The sequence below is a fragment of the Mycobacteroides chelonae CCUG 47445 genome (assembly GCF_001632805.1).
Taxonomy (GTDB): Bacteria; Actinomycetota; Actinomycetes; order Mycobacteriales; family Mycobacteriaceae; genus Mycobacterium; species Mycobacterium chelonae.
This window is the reverse complement of sequence record NZ_CP007220.1, coordinates 858,789-875,367: the sequence shown is the minus strand read 5'-3', so window position 1 is coordinate 875,367 and position 16,579 is coordinate 858,789. Positions and strand designations below refer to the sequence as shown.

Genomic DNA, 16,579 nt, shown 5'->3' with positions numbered 1-16,579 from the left:
CACACATGCCAGCCCTGCAGCGCACCGAAGGCATCTACACCCTTGAGCTCGGTACCGATGAGAACCGTTTCACGACAGCGAATATCGAACAGATCAACGCACTGCTCGACGAGGTCCTCGCCGACGAGACCCCCTCGGCGCTGGTGGTGACCGGCAGCGGGAAGTTCTTCTCCAACGGGCTCGACGTCGATTTCCTGGGCGCCAACCCCGACAAACTCAGCTGGTACATCACCGAGGTCCAGAAGATTCTGGCGCGTTTCCTCGTGTTCCCCACCCCCACCGTCGCCGCCGTCAATGGTCACGCCTTCGGCGCCGGAGCCATGGTCGCGCTGGCATGTGACTACCGGGTGATGCGCACCGATCGCGGCTTCTTCTGCCTGCCCGAGGTTGACCTCGGCATGCCGTTCACTCCCGGTATGTCGGCGCTGTGTCAGGGCAAGATGACGCCGCAGGCGGCATCGGCCACCATGCCCAGCGGCCGTCGGCTCGGCGGATCTGAATCGCTGAACTACCAGATCGTCGACGCGGCCGTTGCCGAGGACCAGGTGCTTTCCACCGCAACGAGTTTCGTGGCGCCCCTGGTAGGCAAGAACCGGGATACGCTGGGCACCGTCAAATACGGGATGTACGGGTCAATCGTGCCACTGCTGCTCGCCGGCCTGGGGTCGTGACAACAGGGCAACAATCGCCAGTGCGACCGCGATAGCCGACGCCGCGAGCGCGATCCAGAATCCGTAGCCGGTCACGATCGGCACCTTGACGTTGATGCGGTAATACAGCAGTTCGAGCCCCAGCAGCCCGAGCGCGAGTACACCTGCGGCGATCGGGGCGATGCGGTGAAGAATGTGCTGCCCCACCATGCATCCGGCCACCACAAGTAGTACCGAAACCAGCAAGATCATCTGTCCCGCACCGAATCCCGGTGGCAGCACCACCGATCCGGTGGCACCGCCGATGGCATTGGCCCTGCCCCCGCCGCTGGCCGATGTTCGCAACCACGGAAGCCAGACGCTGAACCCGATCACCAGGCCGGTGAAGGCGATCAGCCACCCGGCGCGTCTCATGGCAGCTGGCTCGGAACGCACTTGGCCAGCATCGCCTTCAACGCGCGGCGCTCGTCAGCGGTCAACTTCTCCATGACCTCGTTCTCGCCCGCGGTCACGGCCTCAACCGCCTTGTCCAGCTGGGTGCTGCCACGCCGGGTGAGGCGAGCCGGCAGCGACCTGCCGTGGTCCGCGTTCTCCGGACGGCTGATCAAGCCTTCCTGCTCCAACCGGTGCAGCACCGCATTCATGGCCTGCCGGGTGACCATCGCCTGCCGAGCCAGCTCGGAGTTGGACATGCCGGGGTAGGTGCGCAGGATCTGCATGCAGATGTACTCGGGCAGGCTGAGGCCCATCGGCTCCAAACGGGCCGCCACCTTGCCGCGCAGCGATGTCGCGGTACGGGTCAGCAAGTACCCCAGGGTCGCGGTTCCATCGATTTCCATGTCAATGATGTTGACTTATGTCAGTTCCGCTTACAAGCAGGTCCCCGCGCCGTGTCGGGCGCGGGGACCTTTGAGCTTGCGATTGCGGACTAGTCCGACGACGCCTTGTGCGAGGAACCGGACGAGGAACCACCCGAGTTGCTCGAGTGCGAGTCACTCGATGACGAGCTCGACGAGGAACTCGAAGCGGACTCCGGCTTCCCGGCAGACGATGCCGCACTCTCAGGCTTCTTCGCAGCTGAAGAGTCATTTTCAGACTTCTTCGGCGCGGACCCCTTATCGGACTTGGTGTCCTTGGAATCGGCCTTCTCGTTCTTGTCGGCCTTGGCCGACTCATCGGCCTTCGTCGCGACTCCGCCGCTGACCTCGCCGACCTTGGTGACCGGGGTGGGCAGCTTGACCTTCGGCACATTGACCTTCGACTCCACCGGCTTGGCGGCGTCGACGGGAGCCGCCGGCTTAGCAGGCTCGGCCGGTGTGGCCGGCTTGACGGCCTCAGCCGGGGTGGCCACCTTGACCGGTTCAGCGGGGGTGGCGGCTTCCGCGGGCTTGGCCGGCTCGGCCGGAGTGGTCACCTTGACCGAATCCGCGGGCGTAGCCGGGGTCGCGGGCTTGGCCGGCTCGGCGGGCGTCGTCACCTTCACCGACTCCGCGGGGGTGACGGATTCCGCAGGCTTGGCCGGCTCGGCCGGAGTCGTTACCTTCACCGACTCCGCCGGGGTGGCCGGCTTGGCCGCTTCCTCGACGGTTCCGGTCTTAGTGACTTCCGACTTCGCGACGTCAACCTTTGCGGCATCGGACTGAGCCACCGCAGCGTTCGTGACCAGCTTCGAAGAAGGAGTCACCAGGGAGGTGAGACCCGGGATGGTCGGGATGGTCGGAGCCGTTTGAGTCGTGATCCCCTGCAGATACGACAACACCGCAGCAGGCACACCCGGCAACTGACCGATAGCGGTCACGAAATCATTGATCAGCTTCTGATTCGCCGCGGTGTTCAGCTGACCCGTTGCGTACCAGAAGGGAACGTTGAACGGCAGCGTCAGCGCCCCACCCAACACCGTGAACACCGGCTGAACTGCCTGGAACAAACTCGGAGCCGGAGTAGCGGCCGCAGCAGTCGGCGCAGACAACGCCGCCGTCTTGACGGTGGGAGAGGCCGCAGTCAAACCCGGAATCGACGGGATGGTCGGCAGCGTCTGCGACGGAATACCCGCCAGATACGACAACACCGCAGCAGGCACACCCGGCAACTGACCGATAGCGGTCACGAAATCATTGATCAGCTTCTGATTCGCGGCCGCGTTCAGCTGACCCGTCACAAACCAGAACGGGATATTGAACGGCAGCGTCAACGCCCCACCCAACACCGTGAACACCGGCTGAATCGCCTGGAACAAACTCGGAGCCGGAGTAGCAGCCGCGGCCAAAGGTGTCGCGGCCGAACCTGACACGCCGGGCAATGTCGCCAGCGAGCCGATGCTCGACGGCGCCAGTGAGCCTTCGTTCGACGTCAGCACATAGGACTGCGTCGAGACGGTCCGGTGCTGTTCCGGACTGGCGCTGAGAGATTGAATCGTAGGCACGGAAGCCGACGCGGAGATGCAGACACTGCAAACCGCCGCGGCAGCCGTGGCACGAAGGCGAACGCGCACGTGAACCACCCCTTCTGGGCAAAGAATGTGAATAGGCTGGAAGTAACCTGGAGAACTTGGGATAAACGTAGGGCACACTGCACCATGCCGCCGACCACGAACTCGATAGTTTTCCTAGCCGTAAGTCAAATATCTCCCAGACGCCATCAGGGATTGACCCGCGATTCTCCGAATCAACTGGCTGTTGGGCAAATCAACCGGATCTTGGTGTCGGACCCCGGTGCGAGCATCTGTTCATGACCGGGACAGCCAGCATCCTGCACGCGGATCTGGACTCGTTCTACGCCTCCGTCGAGCAACGTGATGATCCGGCGTTGCGCGGCCGCCCGGTGATCGTTGGAGGCGGTGTCGTGTTGGCCGCCAGCTACGAAGCCAAGCGCTGCGGCGTGCGCACCGCGATGGGGGGCCGACAGGCACGACAGCTATGCCCGAAGGCCGTGGTGGTACCGCCCCGTTTCAACGCGTATAGCGCCGCGAGCAAGAAGGTCTTCGAGGTCTTCCGAGACACCACCCCGCTGGTCGAACCGCTGTCCATCGACGAGGCATTTCTCGATGTCGCTGGCCTACTGCGTATTTCGGGCACTCCGCGTGATATCGCGGAGACGTTGCGCGCGGAGGTGCGCCGTCGAGCCGGCCTGCCGATCACCGTCGGTATCGCCCGCACCAAGTTCCTGGCCAAGGTCGCGAGCCGTCAGGGTAAGCCCGATGGACTATTGGTGGTGGAACCTCACGAAGAGATGACATTCCTGCGCCCCTTGCCGGTGCAGGCGCTGTGGGGCGTCGGCACCATCACCGCCGAGAAGCTGCGGGTGTACGGAATCCACACCGTCGCGGACATCGCCGATCTTGGCGAGTCCACCCTGGCGTCGATGGTTGGCCGCGCCATGGGACACCAATTACATTGCCTGGCACATAATGTCGATCCGCGACGGGTGCAGGGCGGTCGACGGTGGCGCTCAATCGGCGCACAGTGTGCACTCGGGAGGCGGCGGCGCACCGGCGATGAGATCGACGCGATCACCACACAACTCATCGAACGGATCGCGCGCCGGATGCGTGGCACCGGCCGCAGCTGCCGGACGGTGGTGCTCCGGCTACGGTTCGACGACTACACGCGCGCGACGCGCTCACACACCGTGTCACGACCCACAACTTCCACGGAACACCTACTGGCAGTGGCACGCCAGCTTGTCGCCGAGGCCACTGCGCTGGTCACGGAACGGGGCATCACCCTGATCGGATTCTCCGTCTCCAACTTCGACTCCTGCGGCGCAACGCAATTGGAGTTGCCATTCGACGGTTCGCAGACAAACACGCTAGCGCTGGACAGCACATTGGACGAGCTACGCGAGAGATTCGGCACCCGCTCGGTCACCCGTGCCACCTTGTTACACGGGGGCGGGCATGAAGAGTGGGGCATCCCGACCTTTGAAGATCTTTGACGATGCCGGGATGCCCTATCCGCGATCAGGAATCGACTGAGCACAACCAGAAGGTAGCGCCGGTGGTGTCCCGAACCAGCGCCATCCGGCCATATGGGGTGTCCTGCGCAGGTGTGAGCACCGCTCCCCCGAGCTCGGCAACCCGTGCCGCACTGGCGTCGGTATCCGGCGTACCGAAATACACTGCCCAATGCGCCGGCACACCCTCGGAAAGCGCCCACTGACCCACTGTCGCGTCATTGACACCGGCGATCGGTTCTCCGCCGTGCTGGGCGCACGCATACCGGAACTCCTCGGAATCGCCCTCCACCTTGGTATCCCAACCCAGCACCTTGGTGTAAAAGTCGACCGCCTTGTTGTATTCGCGAGTGTTCAGCTCATGCCACACCGGGGCACCCGCCTCGGCCACCAGCTGGAACCCCTTGTGGGCCAGCGGCTGCCACAGTCCCACCACAGCTCCGGAGGGGTCGCCGAAGAGTCCCATATATCCGAGCTGTGGAACTTCCATGGCCTGCATGCAGTTTCCGCCGCCGTTGTCAGCCACCTTCTGGAGCGTGACATCGATGTCGTCGGTGGCGAAGTAGGTTGTCCATCCGTCGGGTGCATTCCATTCCGGATTGTTCGCGATCATTCCCGCGACCGCCTTGCCGTCCTTGTGCGCGTTGATGTAGCCGCCGTACTCAGGCCCCGCGTCCTGCAGGGTCCAGCCGAACAAAGCGCTATAAAAGGCCTTCGACTTCTCGACATCCGACGAGGCAAGGTCGATCCACGCGGGGGCGCCGAGTGGAGTTTCTTCACGAGTGGGCATGGGGTCTCCTTGTACTGGATGGGGCACTCACCCATATCGACCATCCAGACCACCAAAACTCATCGCAGCTGTCGACCCGCTGCGCCGTCGGCGGCGGCCAGTTCGCTACGGTCTGTGGCGTGATCGTGTTGCTGCCACCCTCAGAAACCAAACGCGAAGGTGGAGATCATGTTCCTCTGCGCCTGGACAAGCTGGCCACACCGTCGCTGAATCCGGTGCGCACGGCACTCGTCGACGAACTTGTCGCCCTTGCCGCCGACCCTCCGGCATGCCGGAAGGCGCTGGGCATCTCGGCCTCTCAGGATGCGGAAATCCAGCGCAATGCCGAGCTGCGGGTCTCCCCCACCATGCCTGCCCTGCAGCGGTACACCGGTGTGCTGTACGACGCCCTGGACGTGACGTCTCTGCGCGGCGCCTCCGCAACGCGTGCACGCGAACGCCTCGCCGTCGGCTCGGCGCTGTTCGGGCTGCTACGCGCTGATGATCCGGTGCCTGCCTATCGGTTGTCGGCCTCGTCCAAGCTGCCCGGAAAGCCGTCGTTGTCCGCCCGCTGGAAGCCAGTACTGGAGCCGGTGTTGGCGGAGCTGGCCGCCGACGAACTGGTGGTGGACCTACGCTCGGGTTCGTACGCGGGATTGGGGCGAATCCCGCAGGCGGTAACCGTTGATTGCCTCACCGAGCATCCCGACGGGCGACGTACGGTAATCACCCATTTCAACAAGGCGCACAAGGGAAAGCTGGCACGTATCCTCGCCGGCAGCCGAGCCGAACCCAATGACGCCACCTCAGTGGCTGCGGTTGCCCGTCGCGCCGGACTTCACATCGAACGCGACGGCAACACGCTTACGATCATCGTCAGTCAGTAGATCCAGCGTGTGACTTGCCCTCGGAAGAGTGCGACTTTCCTTCGGAGGAATGCGAACTCCCTTCCGATGACGGTGAACTCTTGCCGGTCGACGGCTTCTCCGTCGAGGACTTCTCCGCGGGCTTATCGGACGTGCCACCCGCGGAGGGGGACGATCCTTCGCGAACCTTGGTCGCCGTAGACGCACCGGGCGTCTTGCTGTCCGTTTCAGCGCCCTTGGATCCCTCGGTCGTCTTGGTGCCGCCGGTGGTGGTGGTTCCACCGGGTGTCGACTTCAGGCTGTCGCGGACGACCTTCACCGGGCTGCTGGCGGGTTCAGGCTTGGCCGGTTCCGGCTTGGTCTCCGGCTTGACCGGTTCGGGCTTGGTCTCCGGCTTGACCGCAACGGGCTTGGCAGGCTCGGGCTTCGTCGACGCCGCCGCCGGGTCTACCTTGGGCTCAACGACCTTCGTGGGCTCAACAGCCTTAGTCGGATCAACCTTCGTGGGCTCAACAGCCTTCGTCGGGTCAACAACCTTCGTGGGCTCAACAGCCTTCGTCGGGTCAACCTTCGGCTCAACGACCTTCGTGGGCTCGACAGCCTTAGTCGGGTCGACAGCCTTCGTCGGATCTGCCTTAGCCGGATCTACCTTCGTCGCGTCCGCCGGAGTCTCAGCGGGCTTGGCCTCATGCTCGGTTTTGGGCGCCTCTGCGGGCGTATCGCCAGGCTTGGCCCCGTGCTCCGTGTTGGGAGTCTTCGCATCGACGTCGCGCTTGGTGGTCTCTGACTTCTCGGACGCCGTTTCCGGCTTGGCGACAGCCTGATCGACCTGCTTCGAGGAGGTCTCCGGCGTGGTCCCGGGGTCGGTCCCAGGTAGCGATATCTTCGGCACCTGTCCCAGCAGGCTGGACAAGTCGTTGAGCGCGGCGGCAATCACCGTCGGCACGCCCTCGGTACTGCCGATGATCGCCTGTACCGGAACCGTGATCGGCAACGCCAGCACATGCAGCACCGCGAACGCCAACTGCGCAAAGTAGGACGGCGTGCCAAACGCGGGGCGCGGGCCCGGGAAGTTGGTCGGCAAGGGATCTGGCGCCGGAGCCGGAGCCGGAGCCGGCTCCTCAGTGGCGGGTGCTTCGGCCTCCGCCGCCGCAGCCTTCGGCAACAGCGAGGAGGCCTCTGCGACCTTCTGCTGTGCTTGCGCCGCCGGTTGCTGCGGCGAGAACCCTGGTATCTGGCCCAGCAGGCCCGATAAGTCATTGAGTGCCGCGGCTATCACCGTCGGCACACCCTCGGCACTGCCCAGGAAGAACTGCACAGGCACCGTGACCGGCAAGGCCACAACGTGGAACACCGCAAAGGCCAACTGCGCAAAGTAGGACGGGGTGCCAAACGCAGGCCAATGGGTCCCCGGGAAGTTGGTGGGTGGCGCCGGCTCGTCGGCCGCGGGCGGATCTGTGGGCTGCTCGACGGGCGGATCTACCGGCTGCTCTACCGGCGGATCGACAGGATCGACGGCGGCTGCGGTGATGGCCGGAGCCGAACCGGTCGACGCGGCTTGTGATGCCTTGAGGAGTTTGGCGACTGTCCCGATGAGTTCGCTGCCACTCGGCACCCCGGTGCCCACCGGATTCGATTGCGCCCCAGCATCATTTTGCGGGGCAGCCACCGTCAGCAAGTCAGAGAACGACGTGAGAGAAACTGCCCGATTCGTCACGGAACGTGTTGCGGCCGTGGCTGTTAGGGAAGGGGCCGGGCGCACGGTGCGCGCGTCCAGACCTGTCCCGACACACAGACTGCACACCGCAGCAACCGCAGCAGTTCGAATAGCTACATACACTGGATGACACTCCCCTACGACCGACCCGACCAGACAGCCTCCGACAAGGGCAAACTACTACCTCCGCGGGCAACCGACAACACGAAGGAATCGGCAGCGCCTCAACCGTCGGCGCCGGTCCTGACCGGCTGATTCGCCAACGCGAGCACCTCGTCATCGGTGAACAACCTCGACCGGATAAGGAAACGCACCCCCTCCGGCGCCTCCAGCGAAAATCCAGACCCTCGCCCAGGCACCACGTCCACCGTCAAATGTGTATGTGACCAGTACTCGAACTGGTCGGCGCTCATCCAGAACGGTGTTCCCCCGCTAACCTCGCCGAGCAACACATCCGACGCACCCACGCGAAATTCCCCGCGCAGGTAGCACATCGGCGCGCTCCCGTCACAGCAGCCGCCGGACTGGTGGAACATCACAGGCCCATGTCGAGCCACCAGCGAAGCCAACAGCTCGGCCGCCGCCGGGGTGAGCTCGACGCGATTGATCAGGGCCGGGCTTCCTTCGCGTGAGCTGGGGGTACCTCCCGCTTGCGGGGGACCATCAGAAGAAGCCCGCGGCGTCGGGCGAGTAGCTCACCAAGAGGTTCTTGGTCTGCTGGTAGTGGTCGAGCATCATTTTGTGGTTCTCACGCCCGATACCGGATTTCTTGTAACCGCCGAACGCGGCGTGCGCCGGGTACTGGTGATAGCAGTTTGTCCATACCCGGCCCGCCTTGATACCGCGGCCCAGCCGGTAGGCGTTGGTCATATCGCGCGACCACACCCCGGCGCCAAGGCCGTACAGCGTGTCATTGGCAATCTTCAGCGCCTCGTCCAGTGAGTCGAACTTCGTCACGGAGAGCACCGGGCCGAAGATTTCTTCCTGGAAGATGCGCATGTTGTTGGTACCGGCGAACACGGTCGGCTGGACGTAGGCGCCATCCGGGTAGTCGGCAACCTTTCGGGCGTCCCCACCGGTGAGCACCTGCGCGCCCTCTTTTCGCCCAATATCGATGTAGGACAAGATCTTTTCGTACTGATCGTTACTGGCTTGCGCACCGATCATGGTGTCCTCATCGAGCGGATCCCCGCTCACGATGGCTTCGACCCGCGCGACCGCACGCGCGATGAACTCGTCGTAGATGGACGAATGCACCAGCGCCCGTGAGGGACACGTGCATACCTCACCCTGATTGAGAGCGAACATGGTGAAGCCTTCGAGCGCCTTGTCCAGGAACGCGTCATCGGCGGCCATCACGTCGGGCATGAAGATGTTGGGGCTCTTGCCCCCAAGTTCCAGGGTGACGGGGATGATGTTCTCGGTCGCGTACTGCATGATGAGGCGCCCGGTGGTGGTCTCACCCGTGAAGGCGATCTTGGCGATACGCGGACTGGAGGCCAGCGGCTTGCCGGCCTCGACGCCAAACCCATTGACCACATTGACGATTCCCGGCGGGAGTAGGTCGGCGATCAGCTCCATGAGCACCAGGATCGAGGCAGGCGTCTGCTCGGCGGGCTTGAGAACCACACAGTTTCCTGCCGCCAGCGCCGGCGCCAGCTTCCAGACGGCCATCAACAACGGGAAGTTCCACGGAATGATCTGGCCGACAACCCCCAACGGCTCATGGAAGTGGTAGGCCACGGTGTCGTGGTCGATCTCTGAGATCGATCCCTCCTGAGCGCGCAGCACTCCGGCGAAGTAGCGGAAGTGGTCGATCGCCAGCGGTATATCGGCATTGAGGCTCTCGCGAATCGGCTTGCCGTTATCCCAGGTTTCCGCGACAGCGAGTCGCTCGATGTTTTGTTCCATGCGGTCGGCGATCCTGAGCAGCGTGTTGGACCGCTCGGCCGCTGACGTGTTACCCCATGCCTCGGCCGCGGCGTGGGCGGCGTCCAGCGCCTTGTCGATGTCCGGAGCGGTACTGCGGGCGACCTGAGTGAACACCTTGCCGTCGATCGGCGAGGAATCGTCGAAGTACTGGCCATCCGACGGGGCAACCCACTCCCCACCGATGAAGTTCTCGTACCGGGGCGCGAAAGCGACTGCGCTGCCTTCGGTTCCGGGTGCTGCATGCTTCATTGCCTGCTCCTGTCGGTCATCGATGCGAGCCCTGTGACGTACGTTACACCCAGTTCAGAAGCGGGGGCGCGGGTGTCATCCGCGCGGCCACAACACCAGCTGGGTGCACCGGAACACGGCCAGCGTGCGCCCATCATCGGAGGTCACGGTGGCGTCCCAGAGCTGAGTCGATCGCCCACGATGAACCGGCACAGCGGTCCCGGTGAGCTTTCCGCCGCGCGCGGTGCCCAGGAAGTTGGTCTTCAGCTCGATGGTGGTGAATCCGGTCGCCCCCTCCGGTAAAGAGGCCAGGCATCCGTACCCACACAACGTGTCCGCGAGCCCGACTATCGCGGCGGCATGAACGAACCCGTTCGGGGCGAAAAGCTCACCCCGGATCGGAAGCTCCGCGGTAACCCGGTCGTCTTGAAGCGATACGGACTCGATACCCAAGTAGCCGGGAAACTGATCGGTCGGAAGGTCTTCGCGTGTCATCCGGCTTCCTGTCCACTTATCTGCGAGCAACGTGAGTTCACGATGCCCTGGCCCACATACCTTTAGCATGGGTAAGTTATGTCAGCCGAATCTCAGCAGCAGTCTCCTGAATCCGAAACCGTCGATCAGGAAGCCGCGAGCTCCATGATCAGCGTGCAGCGCCGCAACCTCATCTTCGTCGCGGTCCTGCTCGGAATGCTCCTGGCCGCGCTGGACGGCACCATTGTCGCTACGGCCCTGCCCACCGTCGTCGCCGATCTCGGAGATGCCGGACACCAGTCGTGGGTGGTCACCAGCTATCTGCTGGCCTCCACCGTGGCCACCGCCGTCATGGGCAAGTTCGGTGATCTCTTCGGACGGCGCGCAGTCTTCATCGCCTGCATCGTCATCTTCGCTGCCGGATCGCTGCTCTGCGGTATGGCCGGATCCATGGCCATGTTGGTCGGTGCACGCGCGATTCAGGGCCTCGGCTCCGGTGGACTCATGGTGACGGCGACCGCCCTCATCGGCGAGATCATTCCCATGCGCGAGCGTGGCCGCTATCAGGGCATGCTCGGCGCGGTCTTCGGGGTGACGACCGTGATCGGCCCGCTATTGGGCGGACTGTTCACCGATCATCTGGGCTGGCGCTGGGCCTTCTACATCAACCTGCCCATCTCGGTGGTGGTGATCGTGGTCGCAGCCGCCGCCATCCCGGCTCTGGCCAAGGCGACTCGCCCCGTCATCGACTACTGGGGCATCGTGCTCATCGGATTGGGTGCCTCGGCACTGACACTGGCGACCAGCTGGGGTGGCACCACCTACCCCTGGTCCTCGCCGGTGATCATCGGACTGTTCGTCGGCGCGGTCGCCGCGATAGGCGTGTTTGTCTGGGTGGAATCCCATGTATCCGAACCGATCCTGCCGCCGCGGCTGTTCCGCGACCCGGTCTTCACGATCTGCTGCGTGCTGAGCTTTGTCGTTGGCTTTGCCATGCTCGGGGTGATGACATATCTCCCGACGTTCATGCAGTTCGTCAACGGTGTCTCGGCCACCGTGTCGGGTATGCGCACCCTGCCCATGGTGGCGGGCATGCTCATCACCTCCACCGGAACCGGCATCCTGGTAGGCCGCACCGGCAAGTACAAGCTGTACCCCGTACTCGGCACTGCCACCATGGCAGTCGCACTGGTGCTGCTGTCCAGGATGGACAACTCCACGCCGTTCCTGTTGCAGTCTCTGTATCTGCTCATTCTGGGTGTGGGCATCGGCGCCTCGATGCAGGTACTCACCCTCATTGTGCAGAACACGGCCCGATTCGACGATCTGGGCGTCGCGACCTCCGGTGTGACGTTCTTCCGCACCATCGGCAGCTCATTCGGCGCCGCGATATTCGGGTCACTGTTCTCCAATTTCCTTGCACGCGAAATCAGCTCGGTGAACGTGCCACCCGAGGCCACCGCGTCACCGCAGGCGCTGCACGCGCTGCCGCACGATGCCGCGATACCGGTCATCAACGCCTACGCCGACTCACTGGACCTTGTGTTCCTCTGCGCCACACCTGTTGCCGTCATCGGATTCGTCGTGGCGCTGTTCCTCAAAGAGGTCCCACTGCGCGGGACCGATTCGGCCCTGGCCGCCGATATGGGCGAGGGCTTCGGCATGCCCAACTCGTTCTCACCAGACAAACTGCTGGAGATCGCGATCAGCAATGCCATGCGCGGATTCCCACACATCGGCCTGCACAAGCTGCGCGAACACGCGGGTGTGTCGATGCCCATCGCGCCGCTGTGGGCCCTGGTGCAGGCCAACCGCTTCCTGCGTGCCACCGGGTCTGCCGAGGTGTCCCGAATCGCGCAGTGGTACCGGATACCGCCGGAGGTCATCGCCCCCGCCTTCAACGAGCTCGTCGAGAACGGGTACGCCTTACGCACCAACGACCATGTCTGGCTCACCGATTCCGGACGCCAGGAAGTCGACAAGATCAGCGAGGCGATCAATCAGTACTTGGTCGAACGACTCTCCCGCACACCTGATTTCGAGGATCGGGCAGATCGCGAACAGATTCAGGCAGCACTGGAACGCATTTCACGGCGAATTGTCACCGACACCGATTGGCGCGAGAACCCTATTCCTGCGCTACCCGGGGCGTCACCAGGCCGGTGAGCAATGCCTCAATCCCGGGACGCGGATTGAAGTTCGGCGACGGGTTGGCCAACTGCTGGTAGATGATGCCCGTCAGATAGTCCTGAAAGATTTCCGCATGCAGCTCAGGGGTTTTCGGGTCCACTTTGCGCATGAGCTGCAGTGTCCGGGGAATCTGCGCATCCCGGCCCCGCTGCAGCGGCTCTCGCAGCTCGGGATGGCTCCATCCCTCCATGAGAAGCGCCATGTACGCACGCACCCGGGTACTCATCATTCCGACAGCCCCGTTGGCGTACGCGGTGCCGATACCGACCAGATCAGCCACTGTCGTCGGATTGATCTCGATGACAAGTGCCCGCCAGAAGGCCCGGCGAAGTTTCTCGATCTCGACAATGACACCCAGCAGCAGCGCATCGCGCGTACGGAAATGATTCGACGTAGTACCGCTCGGGACGTTCGCCGCCGCATCCACCGAGCGATACGTAAGACCCCCGACCCCCATGGTGCCCGCCACCTCGATAGCGGCCGCGATCACCTCTGCCCGCCGACCCCTTGGTTGCTCCTCCACCGTTTCGAGGGTAGTACGCAATAACGGCGATATGCGCACCGGCTCTAGGCTGGAAAACATGCGCTTCTCGATATGGGGACAAACCAACCAATCCTGGACAGATCTGCTGGATATCGCCCAGTACGCCGACGGCGGATCGTGGCGTGCCTTCTACGCCGCAGACCACTTCATGTCACACGCGGACACCGCCGAACAGCGCACCGACTTCCACGAAGCCACCGCGATCTTTGCGGCGCTCGCCGCAGCCACCTCACGGATCCGGCTCGCGCCCCTGGTGCTGTCGATGACCTTCCGGCATCCGGCAGTGCTTGCCAACTGGGCGGCCACCGTCGATCACGTAAGCCAGGGGCGCTTCACGCTCGGGCTGGGCGCCGGCTGGCAGGAGAACGAACACCAGCGCTACGGGCTCGAACTCGGCAAGCCCGGACCGCGCGTCGACCGGTTTTCCGAAGGGCTGCAGGTGATTACCGGGCTGCTCAACGAACAAGCCACCACGGTGAACGGCGAGTACTACCAGCTGGCCGAGGGCATCTGCGAACCCAAGCCGTTGCAGCGACCGCTGCCCATCCTCATCGGCGCCACTCAGCCACGCATGCTCGGCCTGACCGCCCGGTACGCCCAGGAATGGAACCAGTGGTCCGCGCCCGGCGGGTTCCGCGAAGTCTCGGACCGTCTGGACGCCGCCGCCGAAAAGATCGGCCGCGATCCCGCGACGATCTGGCGTTCCACCCAGGCGCGCATTATCGTCACCGACGGCCCGCAGGCCGAGGCACGAGCTGCGGAAACCGCTGCGACATCACCGATTCCGGTGCTGTACGGCACCGCAGACCGCATCGCGGAGCAGATGGCACCGTGGGCACAAGACGGCGCCGACGAGGTGATCCTGCCGGATCACCTGCTAGGCACCGGGCCAGCTCGCCGGGACGCCTATGACGCCCTGGCGCAGGCCCTTACACCGCTCGCGGACTGACGTCCGGCAGAGATGGCTCCGACAGAGATGGCCTAGTTGCCCCAGCCGCGCTGGCCGTCCCAGCCACCACAAACGCCGTTGTAGCAGCCGTGACCCCAGCCACCCTGCCCTGGGTTCCATCCGCCGCATACGCCGTTGTAGCAGCCACCGCCGCCACCCGCGTCACCGCTGCCTGAGCCGCCGGGATCGGCAAGAACCACCTGGTTAGACGTGGTTGTCGGCACCCCGGTGGTCATCACGGCGGCGGGCGCAGCAGCGATCAGTACCGCGCCAGCACCTGCGGCGAACACCGTTCCGATGAACTTCCGTGTGATTGACATATATCCATATTGCTCCTTGTTCGGGAGCATGCCAACAACCGACACCAACTCGATACGGAGCCAATCACAAACCGTCGCTTATGTTTTCGCAGGTAGAACGCAAAAAATGGCGATTACGAGGCAGATGCAAAAACTTGAACAAACTTCGACAGCGAGGCGTCGATGTCACTGCGCAACGCTGCCGCGACCACCGCACCAATCGGGCCGAACATCGCGGGGCCACCCAAATGCAGGGTGAAGTCGACGACCGAACCCGGCCCCTTCGGGGTGATCGTCACCCGGAGCTTGACCTTCACGCCACCCCTGCCCTGTCCCTCCAGCGACAGTCCCGTCGGAGGGTCGTACTTCTTAAGGGTCCATCTGACCCGGTTGTACATGCCTTTCACACACACGATCGAATCGATCACCGTGCCCGTTTCCAGCGTCTCGGGCAACGCGCTGCGCCATGCGGTGTGAACACTCAGCCATTCATCGAAACGCCGCAGATCCGAGGCGTGCTCCCAAGCCTCCTGCGGAGGGAGGGGCACATCGATGGAGGAATTCAGTTTGGCTGCCACGTCGGCAAACGATACCGGAGCGACATCAACAGACGGCTAGCAGTTACTGGGAGCCGGAATCCCGGCAAACCGATCCGCGATCCACTGCACCCCCAGCCGCTCCCCTTCGGGGTCCACATGTCCCTTACCGGGCGCCACGATCTCCTGGACGGTGTCGCCCAATGCACAGGCTCGCCGCACCGCAGCGTGGATCCAGCGTGCGTCGATCAGCCGATCAGCCCCACCCGCGTAGACGAGCATCGGGCCAGAAGCCGGCCCCAACGGCAGCGAGATCCGCTTCAACGCGCGCGCGAAAATCTCCGCATCCTGCGGGGTGGTGCCGTGAAAATCGTTGGCGCGCAATCTACCTATGGCCGCGGCCCGCGCTGGATCCAGCCCGTTATGACATCCCAGCAGCAGTGCCTTGTCGTGCGGGTTGTCCTGAAACGATCCGTGCAGGAAGTTCTCCGGCTTCAGCTCAGGGACGGTGACCGAGAGCCCCGTGAGCAGAGTGGGCATCATCGAGAGCTGGCTCCAGTCGTACCGTCCGTCACCGACATGCGTCGCCATCTCGGTCAGATCTGCCGCCGGGGACAGGTTGGCCGCACCCACAAAGTCCAGTTCCGGGGCGTAATCGCCCGCGAGCTCGGCGGCCGCCCAGGTCGCCTGACCACCCTGGGACGCACCAATCGCCGCCCATGTCGTCGACGACCCCGGAATCAGCGACATCGCGGCACGCGCCGCGTCGACGACGTTGAATCCCTCGGATCGCGGCTCCAGATATGGATGTGGGCCCGGCACACCCAGCCCCTCGTAATCCGTGATGGCCACCACCCAGCCGCGCTTGGTGAGGTTGCGCACCAACCAGATGTAGCCGCGCAGATCGGGAGCACGCGAGACCGCGCACTGGTCATCCAGACCGGTGGTGCCGTGACCCACCGACACAATGGGCCAACCTTGTTGTGGAGGTTGACCTTTCGGTGAAAAGACGACACCGGTCACCTCAGTCGGGGTACCGGTGGCACCCGAGGTCGACATATAGCGGATGAGGTGGCCGTCGGCGACGGCGTCCAGATCCGGAGCCAGCGACAACGGCGCATCGGAAAGCACCTCACCCGGCGGCGGCGAGGGAGGCGGAGGTGCAACACCTTCCGCCTCGACCCGCGCGCAGGCCGCCGTGACCAACACCAGCGCCGCCAGCAGCAGCGCCAGTCGGTTACTGAGCGTCGCCGTCCTTAGGAGCTGCGGCCCCTTCAACCTTCTCGACCGCACCCTTGGCGGCGTCCTGCACCTTGTCCACCACTGCCGAGTACTTGCCACCGGTCTTGGAATCGATGGCGTCGCCGACCTTGTCGACGGCCTGGTTCACCTTGTCCTTGTTGCCCGCCAACAGGCTCTTGAGCTTGTCGATGAGGCCCTTGAAATCAGCCATGTGAGGTTCTCCTTCGGTCTG

General features: G+C 64.0%; 17 protein-coding genes and 1 pseudogene. 5 read left to right on the top strand and 13 right to left on the bottom strand.

The annotated features are described in order from the left end of the window. Positions 1-5 precede the first annotated feature (5 nt). The gene (locus BB28_RS04350) at positions 6-671 is read left to right on the top strand and encodes an enoyl-CoA hydratase/isomerase family protein (RefSeq protein WP_046252654.1); all 666 of its coding nucleotides are present in this window, start codon (positions 6-8) and stop codon (positions 669-671) included. Here BB28_RS04350 and BB28_RS04345 read toward each other — a convergent pair. The 3 genes and pseudogenes from BB28_RS04345 to BB28_RS25860 form a co-directional block, all read right to left on the bottom strand. Continuing rightward, positions 633-1,064, bottom strand: a complete 432-nt coding sequence (locus BB28_RS04345) for a hypothetical protein (protein ID WP_030094394.1) — start codon at positions 1,062-1,064, stop codon at positions 633-635. The two genes, BB28_RS04350 and BB28_RS04345, sit on opposite strands and share 39 nt — an antisense overlap. Then, positions 1,061-1,489 (bottom strand): MarR family winged helix-turn-helix transcriptional regulator, encoded by a 429-nt coding sequence (locus BB28_RS04340; protein ID WP_030094393.1) that lies wholly within the window; start codon positions 1,487-1,489, stop codon positions 1,061-1,063. The genes BB28_RS04345 and BB28_RS04340 overlap by 4 nt, the downstream gene beginning before the upstream one ends. Before the next feature lie 89 nt (positions 1,490-1,578). Next, positions 1,579-2,184 (bottom strand): annotated as a pseudogene (locus tag BB28_RS25860) (hypothetical protein); the annotation flags it as partial. Positions 2,185-3,377: 1,193 nt separating this feature from the next. On the opposite strand from BB28_RS25860, the gene dinB reads away from it, so the two are divergent. Continuing rightward, the gene (dinB, locus tag BB28_RS04330; protein WP_046252652.1) at positions 3,378-4,583 is read left to right on the top strand and encodes a DNA polymerase IV; all 1,206 of its coding nucleotides are present in this window, start codon (positions 3,378-3,380) and stop codon (positions 4,581-4,583) included. Between the two features lie 25 nt (positions 4,584-4,608). Here dinB and BB28_RS04325 read toward each other — a convergent pair whose 3' ends face one another. After that, the gene (locus BB28_RS04325; RefSeq protein ID WP_046252651.1) at positions 4,609-5,391 is read right to left on the bottom strand and encodes a VOC family protein; all 783 of its coding nucleotides are present in this window, start codon (positions 5,389-5,391) and stop codon (positions 4,609-4,611) included. 119 nt (positions 5,392-5,510) lie between these two features. Here BB28_RS04325 and yaaA point away from each other — a divergent pair, with 119 nt between their 5' ends. Next, complete coding sequence (yaaA, locus tag BB28_RS04320; protein WP_046252650.1) at positions 5,511-6,257, top strand: peroxide stress protein YaaA; 747 nt, start codon at positions 5,511-5,513, stop codon at positions 6,255-6,257. Here yaaA and BB28_RS04315 read toward each other — a convergent pair. The 4 genes from BB28_RS04315 to BB28_RS04300 form a co-directional block, all read right to left on the bottom strand. Then, positions 6,247-8,076 carry a hypothetical protein gene (locus BB28_RS04315; RefSeq protein WP_064393366.1) on the bottom strand — a complete coding sequence of 610 codons (1,830 nt, stop codon included), beginning with the start codon at positions 8,074-8,076 and terminating at the stop codon, positions 6,247-6,249. The two genes, yaaA and BB28_RS04315, sit on opposite strands and share 11 nt — an antisense overlap. Positions 8,077-8,177: 101 nt before the next feature. Next, the gene (locus BB28_RS04310) at positions 8,178-8,564 is read right to left on the bottom strand and encodes a DUF779 domain-containing protein (RefSeq protein ID WP_030094387.1); all 387 of its coding nucleotides are present in this window, start codon (positions 8,562-8,564) and stop codon (positions 8,178-8,180) included. Positions 8,565-8,616: 52 nt separating this feature from the next. Further along, complete coding sequence (adh, locus tag BB28_RS04305) at positions 8,617-10,134, bottom strand: aldehyde dehydrogenase (RefSeq protein WP_046252648.1); 1,518 nt, start codon at positions 10,132-10,134, stop codon at positions 8,617-8,619. A 75-nt stretch (positions 10,135-10,209) separates the two neighbouring features. Continuing rightward, on the bottom strand, positions 10,210-10,608 hold the full coding sequence (locus BB28_RS04300) for a PaaI family thioesterase (RefSeq protein WP_030094385.1): 399 nt from the start codon (positions 10,606-10,608) through the stop codon (positions 10,210-10,212). Positions 10,609-10,752: 144 nt separating this feature from the next. On the opposite strand from BB28_RS04300, the gene BB28_RS04295 reads away from it, so the two are divergent. Next, complete coding sequence (locus BB28_RS04295) at positions 10,753-12,753, top strand: MDR family MFS transporter (RefSeq protein ID WP_046255531.1); 2,001 nt, start codon at positions 10,753-10,755, stop codon at positions 12,751-12,753. Here the strand turns inward: BB28_RS04295 and BB28_RS04290 are convergent. Further along, entirely contained in the window at positions 12,716-13,267 is a 552-nt protein-coding gene (locus BB28_RS04290) for a TetR/AcrR family transcriptional regulator (RefSeq protein WP_030094383.1), read from the bottom strand. The genes BB28_RS04295 and BB28_RS04290 overlap by 38 nt on opposite strands. Positions 13,268-13,358: 91 nt before the next feature. Here BB28_RS04290 and BB28_RS04285 point away from each other — a divergent pair, with 91 nt between their 5' ends. Further along, on the top strand, positions 13,359-14,270 hold the full coding sequence (locus tag BB28_RS04285; protein ID WP_046255530.1) for an LLM class flavin-dependent oxidoreductase: 912 nt from the start codon (positions 13,359-13,361) through the stop codon (positions 14,268-14,270). A gap of 32 nt (positions 14,271-14,302) precedes the next feature. On the opposite strand, the gene BB28_RS04280 is transcribed toward BB28_RS04285, so the two are convergent. The 4 genes from BB28_RS04280 to BB28_RS04265 form a co-directional block, all read right to left on the bottom strand. Then, complete coding sequence (locus BB28_RS04280; protein WP_030094381.1) at positions 14,303-14,590, bottom strand: hypothetical protein; 288 nt, start codon at positions 14,588-14,590, stop codon at positions 14,303-14,305. Positions 14,591-14,703: 113 nt separating this feature from the next. Beyond that, positions 14,704-15,147: a type II toxin-antitoxin system Rv0910 family toxin gene (locus BB28_RS04275; protein WP_030094380.1), complete on the bottom strand. Its 444-nt coding sequence runs from the start codon at positions 15,145-15,147 to the stop codon at positions 14,704-14,706. Between the two features lie 36 nt (positions 15,148-15,183). Beyond that, complete coding sequence (locus BB28_RS04270; protein ID WP_474100057.1) at positions 15,184-16,317, bottom strand: lipase family protein; 1,134 nt, start codon at positions 16,315-16,317, stop codon at positions 15,184-15,186. A gap of 25 nt (positions 16,318-16,342) precedes the next feature. Continuing rightward, positions 16,343-16,558: an antitoxin gene (locus tag BB28_RS04265; RefSeq protein ID WP_030094378.1), complete on the bottom strand. Its 216-nt coding sequence runs from the start codon at positions 16,556-16,558 to the stop codon at positions 16,343-16,345. Positions 16,559-16,579 lie beyond the last annotated feature (21 nt).